Source organism: Methylobacterium sp. Leaf93 (assembly GCF_001422345.1).
Classification (GTDB): Bacteria; Pseudomonadota; Alphaproteobacteria; order Rhizobiales; family Beijerinckiaceae; genus Methylobacterium; species Methylobacterium bullatum.
Window position 1 is genome coordinate 313744 of record NZ_LMMS01000012.1, and the last position, 18820, is coordinate 332563.

The following is an 18820-nucleotide window of genomic DNA, read 5'->3' on the forward strand; positions in this document are numbered from 1 at the left end:
CCAGCACGCACCGGACGTTCATCGCCGACAGCGCCTCAACGCAAAACGCGGACGGGTTTCCCCGTCCGCGCTTCGCAGAATCGATCTGGCCAGGAACCTCAGGCCATGGCGGGCTTGGCCGTCATGGCGCGCGTTTCGCCGAGGCCGAGCCAGTTCCGGCGCATCGGCTTGAGGACGAAATAGGCGAGGATCGCGGTCAGCACCTCGAGGGTGATGATGATCGCGAAGACCGGGAGCCAGGAGCCCTGGACCAGGTAGATCCAGGCGGCGATCGGTCCGCCGAAGAGCGAACCGATGCCTTGCGCCATGTAGAGGAAGCCGTAATTGGTGGTGGCGTGCTTGGTGCCGAACGTGTCGGTGAGAATCGAGGGGAACAGCGAGAAGATCTCGCCCCAGGCGAAGAACACGACGCCGGAGAGCAGGGCGAAGGCATACGGATTCTCGCGGAAGACGAGGAGCAGGGCGATGGCCACTGCCTCGGCGGCGAAGGCAATGCCCATCGTATTCTCGCGGCCGATCTTGTCCGAGACCCAGCCGAAGAACGGCCGGGTGAGGCCGTTGGTGATGCGGTCGAAGGTCAGGGCGAAGGGCAGGGCGACGAAGCCGAAGATGATCGCGTCGGCCACCCCGAAGTCGCGGGCGAAGGAGGCGAAGTTCGCCACCACCATGAGGCCGCCGGTGGACATCATCGTCATCATCACGAACATCAGCCAGAACAGAGGCGTCTTCAGCATCTCCCTCGGGGCGGTGTCGTGGACGCAGGTCGAGAGGTTGCTGGCCGGGGCCGGCAGGACCTCGTCGGCGCGGGGAGCCCGCAAGCCGAGGGCGGCCAGCGCGCCGACGGCACCGAGGATGATGCCGAACACCGTCAGCGTGTGGCGGTAGCCCGAGGCGGTGAGCATGTCGCTGATGGGGAAGGTGCTCAGCATCGCGCCCATGCCGTAGCCGGCGGCGACGACACCCACGGCGAAGCCCCGGCGATCGGGAAACCACTTCACCATCAGGCCGACGATGCCGACATAGACGATGCCGGTGCCGAGACCGCAGAACAGGCCGTAGGTGGCGTAGACGCCCCAGAGCGTGTCGACGCGGGCGGCCAGCACCCAGCCGAGGCCCGAGAGGATGGCGCCCAGCGCGATCATCAGCTTGGGGCTGAACCGGTCGATCAGGTAGCCCTGGACGGGCGAGAAGAAGGTCTGCAGCACGATCAGGATCGTGAAGGTCCATTGCAGCTGCGGCAGGCTCGCGCCCGTCGTCGCGATCAGCGGTTTGGTGAACAGCGTCCAGACGTATTGCGGGCTCGAGATCGCCATCATGGCGACGAGGCCGAGGCCGAGCTGGATCCAGCGCTGCCGGGAAAGATTCGTATCCATTATGCACTCCATGCTGCGGGCACGGAGACGCAAAGTGTATACCAGATTGCACGGCCCGGCTTTCAGCGCCGCGCGGAAACCAGCCAGCAGCCGGCATCCAGGGACACGGCACCGGAAACGGCTCGTTCCGCGAAGTCGTGGCTCACCCGTTTCAGCGCGTCCGCACGGACCGAAGCGGACTGATCGCGCAGGAGCCGGGAGACCGGGCCGAGCTCGGTGGCGAAATCCGCGGCGGCCTCCGCCGCGTCTCGGGCGCTCCCGTCGCCGGACATCGCGAGGGTGAGGGGCCGGTCGATCGCCTCGAGGGTGATGTCGAGGAAGCCGGCCTGTGCCAGCACCGCGTTGAGGGTTTCCGCCTCGGCGAAGCGGAACGGCCCCGGCGCGTCGGCGGGGCCGGGTTCGGGTTCCGGCACGAGGGGCAGGACGAGGTTCCTCGGCACCGTGATCCAGGGATTGTCCTCGATCCGCCGCCAACACAGGAAGGTGAGGCTCCCGCCGGGAACCAGGGCCTTGCGGATATTGGCGAAGGCGGCGCCGGAATCCTCGAAGAACATTACCCCGAAGCGCGAGATCGCGTGTTCGAAAGCGGCATCGCCGAACTCGTGGACCTGGGCATCCGCCTCGACGAACGCGATCGGCGCCAGGGCGGGGGCCTCGATCCTGGCCCGTTCGCGCGCCACGTCGAGCAGGGGGGCCGAGAGGTCGGCCGCCACCACACGTCCCCTCGGTCCGAGCCGCCGCGCGGCGAAGATGGCGCAGTCACCGGCGCCGCAGCCGATATCCAGCGCCGAGCCGTCGACCCGAAGGCGCGCCGCCTCGAACAGGGCGGCGGTGAGCGGCGCGAAGACCGCGTCGATCCTGCGCTGGTTGCGGGCCCAGCGCGCTCCGACCTCGCCGTTCCAGTATTCCCGCTGGGTGATCGCGCCATCCGCCATCATGAACCTTCCGGTCTCAAGGTCTCGATCGTCCGATCCCCGGCGGGGACCCATTTCACAGGCCGGACGATCCGCCATCCGAGCGCGGATCGTGGACCGCCTCGATCCGCCCGTTGCCGGGATGGCGGACCAGCATGCCGGCATGGCCCAGGGAATCGATGTAGGCGCCGCCCAGTTCCTCGATCTTGTGGCCCATGGAGCGCAGCTCGGCGATGCAGGCCGGATCGAACCGGTCCTCCACCTTCACGCTCAGGGATTCGGCACCCCATGTGCGCCCGTAGAGCAGGCGCGGCGCGTCCACCGCCTCGGCCGGGCTCATGCCGTAATCGGCATACCGCGAAAAAATCTGGGCCTGGAATTGCGGCTGCCCGTCGCCGCCCATGCTGCCGTAGGACATGACGCGCCCGTCGTCGAAGGCGGCGAGTCCCGGGATCAGGGTGTGGAACGGCCGGCGCCCCGGCTCCAGGGGGTTCACCGCGCCCTTCTCGAGGGAGAACGAGGTGCCGCGGTTCTGCCAGTGGATGCCGGTCTTCGGCAGGACGATCCCCGAGCCGTATTCCCAGTAGATCGACTGGATGTAGGAGACGGCCAGGCCGTCCTTGTCGATGGCGCCCATCCAGACGGTGTCGCCGTCGCCCGGTCCCCGGAGGGGCACGGAGGCGGCGCGGCGCATGTCGATCTGCGCCGCCTCGCGGTCGAGGCGCTCCGGAGTGAGGAAGCTCGCCGGATCGACGCTCAGCCGGTCGTAATCGGTGACCGTGCGGTCGCGGATGGCGAAAGCGCGCTTCGTCGCCTCGATCAGCCCGTGATACTGCGCCGTGCTCTCCGGCCGCGACACCTTCAGCCGGTCGAAGATGCCGAGGATGATGAGCGCGGCGAGGCCCTGGGTGGGCGGCGGGAAGTTGTAGAGCACCGCGTCGCGCCGGCGCAGGGACAGGGCTGCCCGCTCTCGCGGCGCATAGGCTTCGAGATCGGCGCGGGTCACCGGCGAACCGAGGCGGTCGAGGTCGGCGGCGATCTCGCGGCCGAGGTCGCCCCGGTAGAAATCGTCGAGCCCGGCATGGGCGAGCTGTTCGAGGGTGTCGGCCAGAGCCGGCAGGCGCCGTGTGGCGCCGGCGGCGAAGGGCTTGCCCGCATCGAGGAAGGTCTCGGCGAAACCCGGCTGGTCGTGGAGCGTGTCGATCTCCTTCGGCACGTAGCGGGCCTCGGAGGGCGAGACGGCGCAGCCCTGGCGCGCGTGGCGGATCGCGTCGGCCAGGAGGGTGTCGAGGGGGAGCCGGCCGCCCAGCGCCCTGGCGAGGTCGAGGGCAAGACGCCAGCCACCGATGGCGCCGGCCACGGTGAGCGCCGCATCCGGCCCGCGCGAGGGGATCGTCTCGTGGCCCTGGCTGCGATAGCGCTCGACCGTGGCGAGGGACCCGGCCGGGCCGCAGGCCTCGATGCCGCGCACCCGCCCGCCCGGTTCGCGCACCAGCCAGAACCCGTCGCCGCCGATGCCGTTCATATGCGGATAGACCACGGCGATGGTCGCCGCCATGGCCGCCATGGCCTCGATGGCGTTGCCGCCCTGCGCCAGCACGGTCTGCCCGGCGGTGGCGGCCAGATGGTGAGGCGCGGCAACGGCGGCGGAGGAATAGACGGGCGTCTCGGGCATTGCGAACTCGGTGTGAGGGGAGGCTTGAAGAATTGAGGGGAGGCTTGGAGAATAATGTATTTTCTCGGCCGGTCGACCGAGAGATTTCCAAGCAAGAAACGGTCGCAGATCGCTGCGGTGCCATCGGTTTCAGGGCGTAAGGCGCCGTCGCGGCGCGTGCCGCACCCATGGTGTCCACCGACACGATGGCCCGATTCGTATTAATTTCGCCACACTGTTGTGGCGACGCATCAGCCATGGCGTGGCTTCGACGTTCCAGACAATCGGCCGCCCCGGGAGACGATGTCTCACCGGAAGGCGAGGCCGAACCTCATACCATCCGGGCGGCACCGCGCGGCCCCGGCTGGATCGGCGCGCTCGTGGTCGCCACGGCCCTGATCTCGGCCATCGCGACCTTCCTGATCCTCGCCGGCGTGATCCGGGTGACGCCGACGCCGACGATCGGCCTGACGCTGCTGGGCATCAACGTCTTCCTGGTCCTCAGCCTGTTCGTCATCATCGCCTGGGAGGCGCGGGTCTTCCTGCATGCGCGCCGGGCCAATGCGGCGGTGGCGCGCCTGCACACCCGCATCGTCGGCCTGTTCAGCCTCATCGCGATCCTGCCCACGGTGCTGCTGGCCGTCGTGGCGGCGGTAACGATCGATCGCGGGCTATCGCTGGGCTTCACCGACCGCGTCCGCGACGTGGTGCTGAAATCCGTCGAGGTGGCCGACGCCTACCAGGAGAACCAGTGCCAGTCGCTCGCCCGCGAGATCCGCATCCTCACGGACGACCTCACGCGGGCACGGCCGAATTTCGACGTGAACAGGGAGTGGTTCGAGAACTTCCTCACCACGCGGGCCACCGCGCTGGGACTGCCGGTCGCCGAGATCATGCGCGGACCCAACGAGCTCGTGGCACGGGCGAAGATCGACGTCCTCAAGGAGCGCAGGCTGCCCTCCGCCGCGGCCTTCGAGGAGGCCGCCAAATCCAACGAGACGATCTGCCTGAGGCCGAGCGAGGGGAGGGTCTTCGCCGCCCTGCTGCGGATGCCGGCCTATGATGGGGCGGTGCTTCTGGTGCAGCGCCAGGTGAGCCAGCTCGCCGTCGACTTCCCCGGCGTCTCGCGGGCGGCGGCGGCCGAGTATCTCACCTACGATTCCCTCAAGCGCTCGATCCAGATCAGCTTCGCCTCGATCTTCGTGCTGATCGCGCTGATCGCCCTGCTCTCGGCGGTCTGGTTCGGCCTCAACTTCGCCAACCGGTTCGTGGCGCCGATCCGCCGGCTGATCAACGCGGCCGATCAGGTGGCCTCGGGCAATTTCTACGCCCAGGTCCCGGCCCGGAAGAGCGACGGCGACCTCGCCCATCTCGGCGAGAGCTTCAACAAGATGACCCAGGAGCTACGCCGCCAGCACGACGGGCTGACGGCGGCGAGCGAACTCATCGACCGGCGCCGCCGCTTCACCGAAGCGGTCCTTTCCGGGGTCTCGCCGGGCGTCATCGGCGTCGACGCGGCCGGCCTCGTCACCATCGCCAACCCCTCCATCGAGCGCACATTGGGGCTCAAGGCGGATGCCATCATCGGCAAGCCGCTGGTCCTGGCCGTGCCCGAGCTTCAGGCCATCCTGCCCGAGGGCGGCGAGGGGCGCCTGCGCGCCCTCCAGCAGCAGATCCAGCTGACCCGCGACGGGCGCGAGCGCACGGTCACCGTGCGCGTCACCAGCGAGCAGGCGCAAGGCGGCGCCCGCGGCTTCGTGGTGACGCTGGACGACATCACCGACCTCGTCACGGCCCAGCGCACCTCCGCCTGGGCGGACGTCGCCCGCCGCATCGCCCACGAGATCAAGAACCCGCTGACCCCGATCCAGCTCTCGGCGGAACGCATCCGGCGCAAATACGGCAAGGTCATCGTCGCGGACAAGGACGTGTTCGACCAGTGCACGGCGACGATCATCCGCCAGGTGGACGAGATCAAGCGCATGGTGGACGAGTTCTCGTCCTTCGCGCGGATGCCGAAACCCGCCATCGCCCGGAACGACCTCAGCGAGATCGCCAAGCAGAACCTGTTCATGATGCGGGTGGCGCATCCGGACATGGATTTCGCCTTCACCGAGGCCGGGCAGGACCGTCTGCACGCCGCCTTCGACATCCGGCTGCTGTCACAGGCGATCACCAACATCCTCAAGAACGCGGTGGAGGCCGTCTCCGCCGTGCCCGAGGCCGAACTCGGCAAGGGCAGGGTGGATCTGCGCCTCCTCGTCGAGGAGGGGTTCGCGGTGATCGAGATCACCGACAACGGCAAAGGCTTCCCCGTCGAGGGGCGCCAGCGGCTGCTCGAGCCCTATATGACCACCCGCGAGGGCGGCACCGGGCTCGGACTCGCCATCGTCAGCAAGGTGCTCGAAGAGCATGGCGGTGGCATCGAACTGAACGACAACCCCACGGGCAGGGGCGGATGCGTGCGGATGCGCGTTCCCCTCGATACCCGGGAAAAGACGACGGAGGGGAAACCCTCCGCGCAGGCTGAGAAGGTTGCCGCACCGACGGCACCCCCAATCGCGGAGATGACGTCATGAGCGCCGATATCCTGATCGTCGACGATGAGGCCGACATCCGCGACCTCGTCGCCGGCATCCTCGACGACGAAGGTCACCGCACCCGCACGGCCGGAGGCTCCGACGAGGCGCTGGCCGCCATCGAGTCGCGCCGCCCCCACCTCGTGTTCCTCGACATCTGGCTGCAGGGCTCGCGCCTCGACGGGCTGCAGGTGCTCGACCAGATCAAGCTCGGACATCCCGACCTGCCGGTGGTGATGATTTCGGGCCACGGCAACATCGAGACGGCGGTGGCCGCCATCAAGGCGGGCGCCTACGACTTCATCGAGAAGCCGTTCAAGGCCGACCGGCTGGTCCTGGTGGCCGAACGCGCCCTCGAAGCCTCCCGCCTCAAGCGCGAGGTGCGCGACCTGAAGGCGCGCTCCGGCCAGGCGAGCCGGCTCGTCGGCGGGTCCGTGGCGGTCAACCAATTGCGACAGACGGTGGAGCGGGTCGCCCCCACCAATGCGCGCGTGATGATCCTGGGCGCGCCGGGCTCCGGCAAGGAACTCTCGGCGCGGACCCTCCACGCCTCCTCGTCCCGCGCCAGCGGTCCCTTCGTCGTCATCAACGCGGCGATGATCACACCCGAGACCATGGAAGCGGAACTGTTCGGCGTCGAGGCCGGCGAGGGCCGCGCCCGGCGGGTCGGTGCCCTGGAGGAGGCCCATGGCGGCTCCCTCTATATCGACGAGATCGCCGACATGCCACGCGAGACCCAGAACCGCATCCTGCGCGTGCTGGTGGACCAGAACTTCCAGCGCGTCGGCGGCACCACCCGCGTCCATGTGGACGTGCGCATCATCTCCTCTTCCTCGCGCGACCTCGCCGAGGAGATCGCCGCCGGCCGGTTCCGCGAGGATCTGTTCCACCGCCTCTCGGTGGTCCCGATCCGGGTACCGTCCCTGTCCGAGCGGCGCGAGGACGTGCCCGAACTCATCAACTTCTTCATGGAGCAGATCTCGGCCGCCACCGGCCTCGCCCGCCGGCGCATCGCCGAGGACGCCATGGCGGTGCTGCAATCGCACGACTGGCCGGGCAACATCCGCCAGCTGCGCAACAACGTCGAGCGGCTGATGATCCTCACCCATACCGATCCGGAGCAGGAGGTGACCTCCGAGATGCTCCCCACCGAGATCGGCGCCCTGGTTCCGACGACGCCGAACGGCGCGGGGGGCGAGAAGCTGATGAGCCTGGCCCTGCGCGAGGCGAGGGAAATCTTCGAGCGCGAATACCTGATCGCGCAGATCGCACGATTCTCCGGAAACATATCGCGCACCGCCGAGTTCATCGGCATGGAACGCTCGGCCCTCCACCGCAAGCTGAAGTCGCTCGGCATCGGCCCCTGAGGGCCCGGGCGACCTTCCCCTTACATGTACGTGCCCCTTGCATGTGCGTGACAATCACCGTGTAATAGTCGAGGTTGTCTGTTTTCACCGGTCTGCTACGCATTCGAACCAACAAGAACCCGCCAGTCACGGCGGGCGGCAGGTTTCTAAGAAGGATTAATAAAGAATGGCGGGCGAACGCGCTCAGAACCTGCAGGACACGTTTCTCAATCATGTCCGCAAGAACAAGATCCCGCTCACGATCTTCCTCGTCAACGGCGTCAAGCTTCAGGGCGTCGTGACCTGGTTCGACAACTTCTGTGTCCTCCTGCGCCGGGACGGGCATTCGCAGCTCGTCTACAAGCATGCGATCTCGACGATCATGCCCGGGCATCCGGTTCAGTTGTTCGAGCCGGACGAGACGGCGCCCGATAAGGCGTGAAGAGACGTCGGCAGTCTTGCCCATGACGAGACGTTGCCGGACGTCTGACGCCGAACATCGAACGAGGACCGAAGACTGCCCTTGTTTGACGTCGGCAAAAGCCCATTCTCCTCATCTTCAGGGGACAGGGTCGAACCGAATTTCATGACGCAAATGACAACGCCGGGCGAAGCCCGGCTCCAGGCGATGGCCGCTCCCGAAGGTGAGATCGCGGCCGCGACCCATACGCTGGTGATCGGCCCCTATCTCACCCGGTCCGCCGCTCCCCGGACAGGCGGCGGACCGGCCGACGTCTCGCGCTCGAGCGAGGCGCGGATCGACGAGGCGGCGGGTCTCGCCGTGGCCATCGAGTTGGACGTCACCGAGGCGATCATCGCGCCGGTCTCGCGCATCCGCCCCTCCACCTATCTGGGCAAGGGCCGGGTCGAAGAGCTCGCCGGCCGGATCAAGGCCGAGGAGATCGGCCTCGTCGTCATGGATTGTGCCCTGTCGCCGGTGCAGCAGCGCAACCTAGAGAAAGCGTTCGGCTGCAAAGTCATCGACCGCACCGGCCTCATCCTGGAGATCTTCGGCCGGCGCGCCTCCACCCGCGAGGGCACGCTGCAGGTCGAGCACGCCCATCTCGCCTACCAGCGCAGCCGCCTCGTGCGGTCCTGGACCCACCTCGAACGCCAGCGCGGCGGCTTCGGCTTCCTCGGCGGCCCCGGCGAAACCCAGATCGAGGCCGATCGCCGGATGATCCAGGAGCGGATGACGAAGATCGAGCGCGAGCTCGACAGCGTCACCCGCACGCGCGGCCTGCACCGGGAGAGCCGGGCGCGGGTGCCGTACCCGATCGTCGCCCTCGTCGGCTACACCAATGCCGGCAAGTCGACGCTGTTCAACGCCCTCACCAAGGCCGAGGTGATGGCCAAGGACATGCTGTTCGCGACCCTCGACCCGACCGCGCGCGCGACGAAGTTGCCGCATGGGGAGACGGTGATCCTCTCGGACACGGTGGGCTTCATCTCGGAACTGCCCACGGCCCTCATCGCCGCCTTCCGCGCCACGCTTGAGGACGTGATCGAGGCCGATATCCTGCTCCATGTCCGCGACGTGAGCCATGTCGATTCGGAGGCGCAAGCCGAGGATGTCGGCGACGTACTCCGCGAACTCGGGATCGAGACCACGGCCGAGCGAATCATCGAGGTCTGGAACAAGGCTGACCTGCTCGATGATTCGGAGCGCACGCGCCTCCTCAACCTGAGTGCCCAGGGGCGCAACGACCGGGACAGCGACGTGCCGATCCTGGTCTCGGCCCTCACGGGCGAGGGCCTGGCGGCCCTGTCGGGACGGATCGAGGCGCGGATCGCCAAGCGCCGCTCCACCTTCGCCGTCACCCTCGCGCCCGAGGACGGTGCGGCGCTCAACTGGCTCTACGAGAATGCCGAGGTTCTCGACCGCCGTGCTGAAGAGGCCGGCACGATCCACCTCGCCATCCGCGTGGCGCCGGAGAAGGAGCCACGCTTCCTCAACCGCTTCGCCAGCGCACGCAAGCTCAGCCGCGCGGACTGATAAGGGGGAAGCCTCCCGGCGGAGCGGCGGAAAGGCGATCGCCGATCCGCGACCGCGGGAGGCTTCGGAGGCACAACAAAAAAAACCCGACTCCAAGGGAGCCGGGGGATGAGTTTCGGGTCCAGAAAGACGTCTTACGGCTGCAGAACGCCGTTGATGACGTGGATGACGCCGTTCGACTGCATCACGTTGGCGATGGTCACCTTGGCGGTGTTGCCCTTGGTGTCGGTGAGGTACACGGCCTTGCCCTTGGTCTGGACCACGAGCGGGGTGCCCTGCACGGTCTTGATCTGGCCTTCACCGCCGCCGTCCTTGGCGATCTTCATGAGATCCTTGGCGGTCAGGGTGCCGGGGACGACGTGATAGGTCAGGATGGAGGTCAGCGTCGCCTTGTTCTCGGGCTTCACCAGGGTCTCGACGGTGCCGGCCGGGAGCTTGGCGAAGGCGGCGTTGGTGGGTGCGAAGACGGTGAACGGGCCGGGGCCCGCGAGGGTGTCGACGAGACCGGCGGCCTTCACGGCGGCGACGAGGGTGGTATGATCCTTCGAGTTGACCGCGTTCTCGACGATGTTCTTCGTCGCATACATCGGAGCGCCGCCGACGGTCGGGTTCTTGGCGACGGCGGCCACCGGGAACGCGGCGCCCATGGTGAAGGCTAGGGCGACGGCGGCGAACGTGGAGGCCACGGGGCGACGGGTGTTGGTCATGGAGCGTTCCTCTCGAGCTATCCCCTTCGCGGGGGTCATCGCTCGTTACGGAGCCCGGACGAGAAAAGTTTCGGGGACGCTGCGGAAAGTCGTGTTCGCGCGAGATAGGGCGGGACGCGAGCGTCTCCTCCAAAGCAAAAGCCCGCCCGACCGGAAGGTCGGACGGGCTTTCGTGATCCGCACGGCGGCGAGGACGACCCTCGCCGCCGAGTTCGAGATCAGTACTTGCGGATGATCGGGGCCGGAGCAGCGGCGACCGGGGTCGGCGAGTACAGCGGAACGATCAGGCGGCCCGAGATCTCGGTGCTGTCGAAGCTGGTGGTGGCGACGGTACGGGCGACGTAGACCTGCGCGGTGGCGAAGCCGAAGTCGTAGCCGACGAGGCCGCCCATCAGGAACCGGCCACGATCGTTGAAGGCGGCGTTGATGATGTTGCCGGCCTTGGCGCCGGTGTCGAAGTTGACGGTACCGTACGCGATGGCGCCGATCTCGAACTTACCGAACTTCTTGGTCGCGGTCAGGTCGAGGTTGAGGGAGTCGGAGAGCGAGTAGATCGTGCCGAAGTCACGGCCACTGCCGAAGGAGGACGGCGAATCGTAGATGTTCGCGGTGAGGTTGGCGGTCAGATTGTAACCATCGCCGGTGTAGCTGGCGGCAACGCCGAAGCGGTAGGTGTTCGACGAGAGCTGGGGCAGCACGGCAGTGCTGGCGAGGGCGCCGGCGTTGGTGCGCAGGACACCACGGTCACCGTTCAGCTCGTTCAGGTAGACACCGCCGAGCAAGCTGACGCCGAAGTTGTTGCCGAGGTCGAAGGCCCAGATACCGCCGACGAAGGTACCGACGTTGATCGACGTGTCACGCAGGCCGGACGGGCCGCTCTTGCCGAAGGTGAACACGGTCGGGGGAGCAACGAGGAGCTCGATGCGGCCGCCGAGCGGAACCAGCGGGGTCGACCAGACCAGCACGGGAATGTTGATCCCGACGTCCAGAGCCGAGTTGTCACGCGACTGGTAGACGAAAGTGTTCAGAGCGTAGATGCCCTCGGGCAGCGGAGCGCCGGTGGCGAGGCCGACCTGCTCGCCGGGGATCGTGGTCGTCTGGGCGTAGGACGCCGTGGCGGTCATGCCCATGGTGAGCGCAAGCGCGCCGGTGGCCAGCCAGTTCTTCGTCATTGTCTAGTCCTTCCCAAGGATTTCAGGCATTCGCCGCGCAGACCTACGAACCATCGTGCCGAGTGCCGCGTTCTCGCGGCTTGCTGACATCCAGTGCGTAGGGCCCCCCTTGCGGCCCGAATTCGTGTCTCAACGCTGAGAACTATTCTACAGGTCGGATCGGATTGACAGTCCAATGCTTCGGATCGAGGCAGTTCCAAACGAACCGTTGCGGAAAAGCCGCAATTTCGACGCGGTGCAGCGCAAGGTTTTGTTAACTTTCTCAGCAGAATTCCGCTGGGCATGGCGCCGCATTGAGCAACGTATCGGCAAAATAACGCTGATCAGTCAAACCGTTGCGACCGATCCATGCAGCGGGACGATTGCGCAATCGACGGCAGGAGTTTGCGCATCGCCAGCGGACCGCGATCCACGCATGCGTGGTGCCTGTGCACCGCAGCAGGGCCATCGTTCCCCGTCGCCGTCGAATCTAGCTTGGCCGTGGCCGGACGGGCAGCTTATTCCGCCGCGTCCCGGCCCTTGGCAGTGACCTCGGCGAGGGGACGGCGGGCCAGCACATCGCGCAGGAACCTGCCGGTATGGCTCGCTTTCGACTTGGCGATCTGCTCCGGCGTCCCCTCAGCCACCACGACGCCGCCGCCATCTCCGCCCTCGGGCCCCATGTCGATCACCCAGTCGGCGGTCTTGATGACCTCGAGGTTGTGCTCGATCACCACGACGGTGTTGCCTTGGTCCACGAGTTCGTGGAGCACCTCCATGAGCTTGGCGACGTCATGGAAGTGAAGGCCGGTAGTCGGCTCGTCGAGGATGTAGAGCGTGCGGCCGGTGGCGCGCTTGGAGAGTTCCTTGGACAGCTTCACCCGCTGCGCCTCGCCGCCCGACAGGGTGGTGGCCTGCTGCCCGACCTTGACGTAGCCGAGACCGACCCGCGCCAGGGTCTCCATCTTCTCGCGGATCGTCGGCACCGCCTTGAACAGGTCGGCCGCCTCCTCGACGGTCATGTCGAGGACGTCGGCGATGGAATGGTTGCGGTACTTCACCTCCAGGGTCTCGCGGTCGTAGCGGCGGCCCTTGCACACGTCGCAGGTGACGTAGACGTCCGGCAGGAAGTGCATTTCGATCTTGATGACGCCGTCGCCCGAACAGGCCTCGCAGCGCCCGCCCTTCACGTTGAAGGAGAAACGGCCGGCCTGATAGCCGCGCGCCTTCGCCTCCGGCAATCCGGCGAACCAGTCGCGGATCGGCGTGAAGGCCCCGGTATAGGTCGCCGGGTTAGAGCGCGGCGTGCGTCCGATGGGCGACTGGTCGATGTCGATGACCTTGTCGAGATTCTCGAGCCCGTCGAGGCGCTCGAACGGGGCCGGGTGCTCCATCGCTCCGTTGAGGGATTTGGCCACCGCCTTGTAGAGCGTGTCGATGATGAGGGTGGACTTGCCGCCCCCCGAGACGCCCGAGACGCAGGTGAAGGTTCCGAGCGGGATCTCAACGCTCACATCCTTCAGGTTGTTGCCCCGCGCGCCGACGAGGGTGAGCTTGCCCTTCCGTCCCTTCCGCCGGGCGGTGGGCACCCGCACGCTCATCTCGCCCGTCAGGTACTTGGCGGTGAGCGAGGCGGGGTTCTTCAGCACCTCCTCGGGGGTGCCCTGGGCGATGATCTGCCCACCATGGATACCGGCGCCGGGGCCGACATCGACGACGTAATCGGCCTGGAGGATCGCGTCCTCGTCGTGCTCGACGACGATGACGGAATTGCCGAGGTCGCGCAGGCGCTTCAGCGTGCCGAGCAGGCGCTCGTTGTCGCGCTGGTGCAGGCCGATGGAGGGCTCGTCGAGGACGTAGAGCACCCCCGTCAGCCCGGAGCCGATCTGCGAGGCGAGGCGGATGCGCTGGCTTTCGCCGCCCGAGAGCGAGCCCGAACCGCGCGCCAGGGTGAGATAATCGAGGCCGACATCGACGAGGAAGGTCAGCCGGTCGCGGATCTCCTTGAGGATGCGGAAGGCGATCTCGTTCTGTTTCGGCGTCAGCTTCTCCGCGAGCTCGGAGAACCAGCGGTGCGCCTCGCGCACGGAAAGCGCGGTGACATCGCCGATGTCCTGCATGGCGACCTTCACCGCCAGGGCCTCGATCTTGAGACGCTTGCCGCCGCAGGAGGCGCAGGGCGTCTCGCTCATGAACCGGGCGATGTCGTCGCGGGACGCGTCGCTTTCGGTCTCCTTGTAGCGCCGCTCCAGGTTCGGGATCACGCCCTCGAACGGCTTGTTCACCTCGTAGGCGCGCATGCCGTCATTGTAGGCAAAGCGGATCGACTCGCGGCCGGAGCCGTAGAGGATCACCTTGTGCGCGGTCTCGGGAAGGTCCGACCAGGGCACGCTGGTCTTGAAGCCGTAATGTTTGGCCAGGGCGTCGAGGGTCTGGCCGTAATAGGGCGAGGTCGATTTCGCCCAGGGGCCGACGGCACCGCGCTTGAGGCTGAGCTTGGCGTCGGAAATGACCAGTTCGGGGTCGATCCGCATTTCGTGGCCGATGCCGCCGCAGGTCGGGCAGGCGCCGAACGGGTTGTTGAACGAGAACAGCCGCGGCTCGATCTCGGCGATGGTGAAACCGGAGACCGGGCAGGCGAAGCGCGACGAGAAGGTGATGCTCTCGCCCTCGGCCGGATCGGCGAATTCGATCAGCGCGATGCCGTCGGCCAGTTCCAGGGCGGTCTCGAAGGAATCAGCCAGCCGCGCGGCGATGTCGGCCCGGACCACGAGGCGGTCCACCACCACGTCGATATCGTGCTTGAGCTTCTTGTCGAGCTTGGGCGCATCGTCGATCGGGTAGTATTCGCCGTCGATGCGCAAGCGCTGGAAGCCCTTCTTCTGGAACTCGGCGATCTCCTTGCGGTACTCGCCCTTCCGGCCCCGGACGACGGGAGCGAGGAGATAGAGCCGGCTCTTCTCGGGCAGGGCCAGCACCCGGTCGACCATCTGGCTCACCGTCTGGCTCTCGATCGGCAGGCCGGTGGCGGGCGAGTAGGGGATGCCGACCCGCGCCCAGAGCAAACGCATGTAATCGTAGATTTCGGTCACCGTCCCCACGGTGGAGCGCGGGTTCTTCGAGGTCGTCTTCTGCTCGATGGAGATGGCCGGGGAGAGCCCGTCGATCTGATCGACATCGGGTTTCGACATCATCTCGAGGAACTGGCGGGCATAGGCCGAAAGCGATTCGACGTAGCGGCGCTGCCCTTCGGCATAGATCGTATCGAAGGCGAGCGACGACTTGCCCGACCCCGACAGGCCGGTGAAGACCACGAGCTTGTCGCGCGGGATCGTGAGATCGATGTTCTTGAGGTTGTGCTCGCGCGCGCCGCGCACGGCGATGACGCGACGGTCGGGGCTCCCCTCGAACAGCTTCTCGATCCGCGCCTCGACGCTCTCTTCCTGCGCCTGCGCCGCTTGGCTCTTCAGGCCCCGTGGTGTCTTGGCGGCGGCTTTTGCTTTGGCCATTGGGTCTCTTCGGCGGCAGGGCTTGAGCGGCAGGACTTGGGCGGCAGGACTTGGGCGGCAGGGCTTGCAGGAACGGGCAGTCGACAACGACGCTCGGCGGCGATCGTCTCCGAGACGTCATGCGGCGAGGTCGACGACGACGGCCCCGCCACCGGTCGCCATGTCGGGCGCACGGGCCGGGCGGGCAAGACGCACGCCACGCATATCCGTCACCCAGCTAGAACAAAAAGCGTACAGCCACAATATCGGCGTCGGATTTTGCCCACCGTCGGGACCAGACGAAGCTTTGAAGACCGAAAGGGCCACGCGAGCGGGACGCCTTTTTGGGCTGCTAGAAATTTCCCTGGAACCCCGAAAGCGGCGCCATGACCCGGCACACCAGGCCGTCCGGTTCGTAAGCGAGGGAGACCTCGCCGCCCACCGCGCCGGCGAGCCCACGCTCGATGAGGCGCGAGCCGAAGCCCTTCCGGGTCGGGGGATGCACGAGCGGGCCGCCGCGCTCGGACCAGGTGAGGTGGATCGTGTCGTCCTCGTCCGCCGCGACCACGCTCCACGCCACGGTGACGCGGCCGTCCGGCCGGGAGAGGGCGCCGTACTTGGCGGCATTGGTGGCGAGTTCGTGCATCATCAGGGCGAGGGACAACGCCGCCTTCGAGCCGATGACGATGTCGGGGCCCGACAGGTGGAACCGGCCGGGCTGCTGGTCGTCGTGCAGCGACAGGGCGCTCGTCAGCACCGCCGCCATCTCCGCGCTCTCCCGCTGTCCGGTCAGCAGGATGTCGTGGGCCTTGCCCAGGGCGATCAGGCGCGCGGCGAGGGCATGCTTGGCGGCCTCGATGTCGGTGACGTTGCGCAGGCTCTGCGAGGCGATCGCCTGAACCATCGCCAGGGTGTTCTTCATGCGATGGCTGAGTTCGCGGTTGAGGATGCGCTGCTGCTCGTCCGCCTCGATCCGGGTCAGCCCGCTCCAGGCCCGCTCCGCCACGTCGCGGACGAAATCGATCTCGTTCTGGGTCCATGCGCGCGGCGACGCCTCCGTCGCGTAGAGCACGCCCACGAGTCGGCCGCGCCGGAGCAGGGGGACGGAGATCACCGCGCGGACGCCCTGGGCGATGTAGAGGGCCGCGTCCGTGTCGAGTTCGGGCGCGGAGGCGAGGTCGGCCACCGCGAGCACCTCTCCGCGCCGCAGGCTCGCGATGCTGGCGGGATATTCGTCCAGCGGCAGGGTCTGGCTCGGAAAGACCTGTCCGTCGGACGACCACGAATGCGCCACCGTCACCAGTCCGGCCGGCAGGTCGACCATGCCGTAGCCGGCCCGCGTCGTGGCCAGGGTCCGGCCCAGGATCTCCGCCGTCGTCGCCACGACTTCGGCGTTCGAGCGCAGTTCGCGCAGGCGGTCGCCCAGGCTGAGGAGCGCGTCACGGCGTGCATCCGCGCGTTTCTCCTCGGTGATGTCCTCGATCATCGCCATGGCGTGGACTTCGTCGCCGAGGGTCTGCGAGACCAGGTTGACCCTTGCCCAGATGAGCCGCCCGTCCCGCCGGCGATAGCGCTTCTCGAAGCTGTCCTGCAGGGTCTCGCCGGTGGCCAGCCGCCGATGCAGGGCGTCGCGCTCGCCCGCATCCTCGGCGGGCGTCCATTGGGCGAGCGAGCACCCGACGATCTCGGATTCCGGCGCGCCCCAGATCTCGCAGAGCTTGGCATTGACCCGCAGCGCCAGGACGCTGCGGGGATCGAACTGGACGATCCCGATATTCGCGCCCTCGAACACCGCGCGGAACTGTGCCTCCAACTGGGTTCGCACGGTGATGTCGAGCATCGCACCGACCATCCGCAGCGGCACGCCCGAAGCGTCACGCACGAGATATCCGCGATCCAGCACGTCCGCGTAGCCACCGCCGCCCTTCAGGAAGCGGTATTGATGGCTCCACAGGTCCGAGTGCCCTTCGAAGAGGGCGTTCAGACCGGCGGAGACCGCGCCCCTGTCGTCGGGATGGATGTTGCCGAGCCACCAGGCGGAGCCCGGGCCGACATGGGCCGGCGGCCAGCCATAGGACGTCGCGAGCGCCTCGTTCCATACGATGGTGTCGTGCACCAGATCCCAGTCCCAGACGACGTCGCTGGTCGCCTTGGCCACCAGCCGATAGCGCTCATCGATGGAGCTCCGGTCGCGGGACGGCTTGTCGCCGCCGGCATTCGCACCGACGCCGTCCGGCCTGTCGCCGACGGCTATGGCCGGCACCGGCGATGAAGGATCGCGACGGCTCCCGCGGAGGGGTGACGGTACTTTCGCAATGGTCATCGTATTCGCGTCAGACTCGGTCGGTCGCCGTCCCATCAGATGCCGTCAGATCTTGCGGCGAACAAGTCTCGCCGCCAGATTTCGCAAGTTGCCCCCACGCTTTCCGTCACGGATACGAGATTGGAGACTGAGCCCGGCAGGTCTCCCGCGGAGCGGTACGCCTCGTCCACTCCCACGGTGCTCGACCATCCCGGAATCAGACGGCTTCGGCCGCACGGACGGAATCGTCCTGGCGCGGCTGGGTCGGAGGATCGACGGAGAGCATCCGCCCCTCGGCATCGTAGACGGCCCCGAGTACAGTCTCGAAATGGCTCACCACGGCGCCGTGGCACTCGCAGGCCGCCTCCTGGATCCTGGCGCGGTCGAGGATAGTGATGCGGCCGCGCCCGACCTCGATCAGCCCCTGGATCTGCAGGGTCCGCAGGATCCGGGTGAGATAGGTCCGCTGGACACCCAGCATGTTGGCAAGGAGTTCGTGGGTGACGGGCAGCGTTTCCGTGCCGATCCTGTCCTGCAGCGTCAACAGCCAGCGCAGACAGCGCTCCTCGATCGGGTGGAGGGCGTTGCAGGCCACGGATTGCAGCACCTGTCCCAGCAGGCAGTCCGCATAGCGGGTGAAGAGGTTGCGCAGGGTGGTCGAGCGGAGCTTGGCGTCCTGTAGCTTGGCGGCATCGAGCCTCAGGACCGGCCCGCCGATCTGCACCAGGGCCGTGCTGAAGGCCGGGAGGCTGCCGTGGCTGACGACCCCGCCCACGGCGCCCTCCCGCCCGATCGTGGCGGTTTCCGCGCTCCGCCCGTCGCGCATGGAGACGATCAGGTTGATGACCGTTTGCTCGCAGGGAAACGAGATGAACGACACCTTGGCCCCGACGGTGAACAGGGTCTCGCCACGCCGAACGTCGGCACGCTCGAAATGGGGCGCGAGCAATCCCCGATCCTCCGGGGACAGAGCCTTCAGCAGGAGATTGCCTTCGAGGAAGGACTCAGTCGACGAGAGCATGGGACACGCGGTGTTCACCTTCTGTCTCGCGCCATAGCGTATCATCAACGGAGCGTCTGTCCACAAGTGGACGAAGGTACAAGAAATATGATCGTCCCGGCGGGATTCGGCGTGCGCTTCTCGCGCGGCGGGCGCTACGGCATTCACACATCTCGCCGTCGTCCATCTCGCGGGATGCGCGGGTGCCCTCTCCTGAAAAGCAGGGCGATTGCACATGGCACCACGCCGTCATTCCGGGTCGCCATAGGCGAGCCCGGAATCCAGAGCCGCCGACGGTGCAAAGTCCTGC

At 67.3% G+C, this 18820-nt stretch carries 12 protein-coding genes; 4 read left to right on the forward strand and 8 right to left on the reverse strand.

Annotated elements, in window-relative coordinates:
• Positions 1-98 precede the first annotated feature (98 nt).
• The 3 genes from oxlT to ASF26_RS10080 form a co-directional block, all read right to left on the reverse strand.
• On the reverse strand, positions 99-1373 hold the full coding sequence (gene oxlT / locus ASF26_RS10070; RefSeq protein WP_056252885.1) for an oxalate/formate MFS antiporter: 1275 nt from the start codon (positions 1371-1373) through the stop codon (positions 99-101).
• Between the two features lie 62 nt (positions 1374-1435).
• Positions 1436-2311, reverse strand: a complete 876-nt coding sequence (locus ASF26_RS10075) for a class I SAM-dependent methyltransferase (protein WP_056253377.1) — start codon at positions 2309-2311, stop codon at positions 1436-1438.
• 52 nt (positions 2312-2363) lie between these two features.
• Entirely contained in the window at positions 2364-3962 is a 1599-nt protein-coding gene (locus tag ASF26_RS10080) for a gamma-glutamyltransferase family protein (RefSeq protein WP_056252888.1), read from the reverse strand.
• Positions 3963-4198: 236 nt separating this feature from the next.
• Between ASF26_RS10080 and ASF26_RS10085 the strand changes: the two genes are divergently transcribed.
• The 4 genes from ASF26_RS10085 (at position 4199) to hflX (ending at position 9862) form a co-directional block, all read left to right on the forward strand.
• Positions 4199-6520: a PAS domain-containing sensor histidine kinase gene (locus ASF26_RS10085; RefSeq protein ID WP_056252892.1), complete on the forward strand. Its 2322-nt coding sequence runs from the start codon at positions 4199-4201 to the stop codon at positions 6518-6520.
• Positions 6517-7887: a sigma-54 dependent transcriptional regulator gene (locus tag ASF26_RS10090; RefSeq protein WP_056141569.1), complete on the forward strand. Its 1371-nt coding sequence runs from the start codon at positions 6517-6519 to the stop codon at positions 7885-7887. The genes ASF26_RS10085 and ASF26_RS10090 overlap by 4 nt, the downstream gene beginning before the upstream one ends.
• 166 nt (positions 7888-8053) lie before the next feature.
• Positions 8054-8308: an RNA chaperone Hfq gene (gene hfq / locus ASF26_RS10095; RefSeq protein WP_009866358.1), complete on the forward strand. Its 255-nt coding sequence runs from the start codon at positions 8054-8056 to the stop codon at positions 8306-8308.
• Between the two features lie 144 nt (positions 8309-8452).
• Positions 8453-9862, forward strand: a complete 1410-nt coding sequence (gene hflX / locus ASF26_RS10100) for a GTPase HflX (protein WP_026175814.1) — start codon at positions 8453-8455, stop codon at positions 9860-9862.
• A gap of 134 nt (positions 9863-9996) precedes the next feature.
• Here hflX and ASF26_RS10105 read toward each other — a convergent pair whose 3' ends face one another.
• The 5 genes from ASF26_RS10105 to ASF26_RS10125 all read right to left on the reverse strand — a co-directional run bounded on the left by ASF26_RS10105 (position 9997) and on the right by ASF26_RS10125 (position 18531).
• The gene (locus tag ASF26_RS10105) at positions 9997-10509 is read right to left on the reverse strand and encodes a fasciclin domain-containing protein (RefSeq protein ID WP_156462950.1); all 513 of its coding nucleotides are present in this window, start codon (positions 10507-10509) and stop codon (positions 9997-9999) included.
• A gap of 278 nt (positions 10510-10787) precedes the next feature.
• Positions 10788-11741 (reverse strand): transporter, encoded by a 954-nt coding sequence (locus ASF26_RS10110; RefSeq protein WP_056252894.1) that lies wholly within the window; start codon positions 11739-11741, stop codon positions 10788-10790.
• Positions 11742-12238: 497 nt separating this feature from the next.
• Positions 12239-15229, reverse strand: a complete 2991-nt coding sequence (gene uvrA / locus ASF26_RS10115; protein ID WP_056252897.1) for an excinuclease ABC subunit UvrA — start codon at positions 15227-15229, stop codon at positions 12239-12241.
• A gap of 331 nt (positions 15230-15560) precedes the next feature.
• Complete coding sequence (locus ASF26_RS10120; protein ID WP_244475886.1) at positions 15561-17471, reverse strand: PAS domain S-box protein; 1911 nt, start codon at positions 17469-17471, stop codon at positions 15561-15563.
• Between the two features lie 256 nt (positions 17472-17727).
• Positions 17728-18531, reverse strand: coding sequence for a Crp/Fnr family transcriptional regulator (locus tag ASF26_RS10125; RefSeq protein WP_056252900.1), 804 nt, complete (start codon positions 18529-18531; stop codon positions 17728-17730).
• Positions 18532-18820 lie beyond the last annotated feature (289 nt).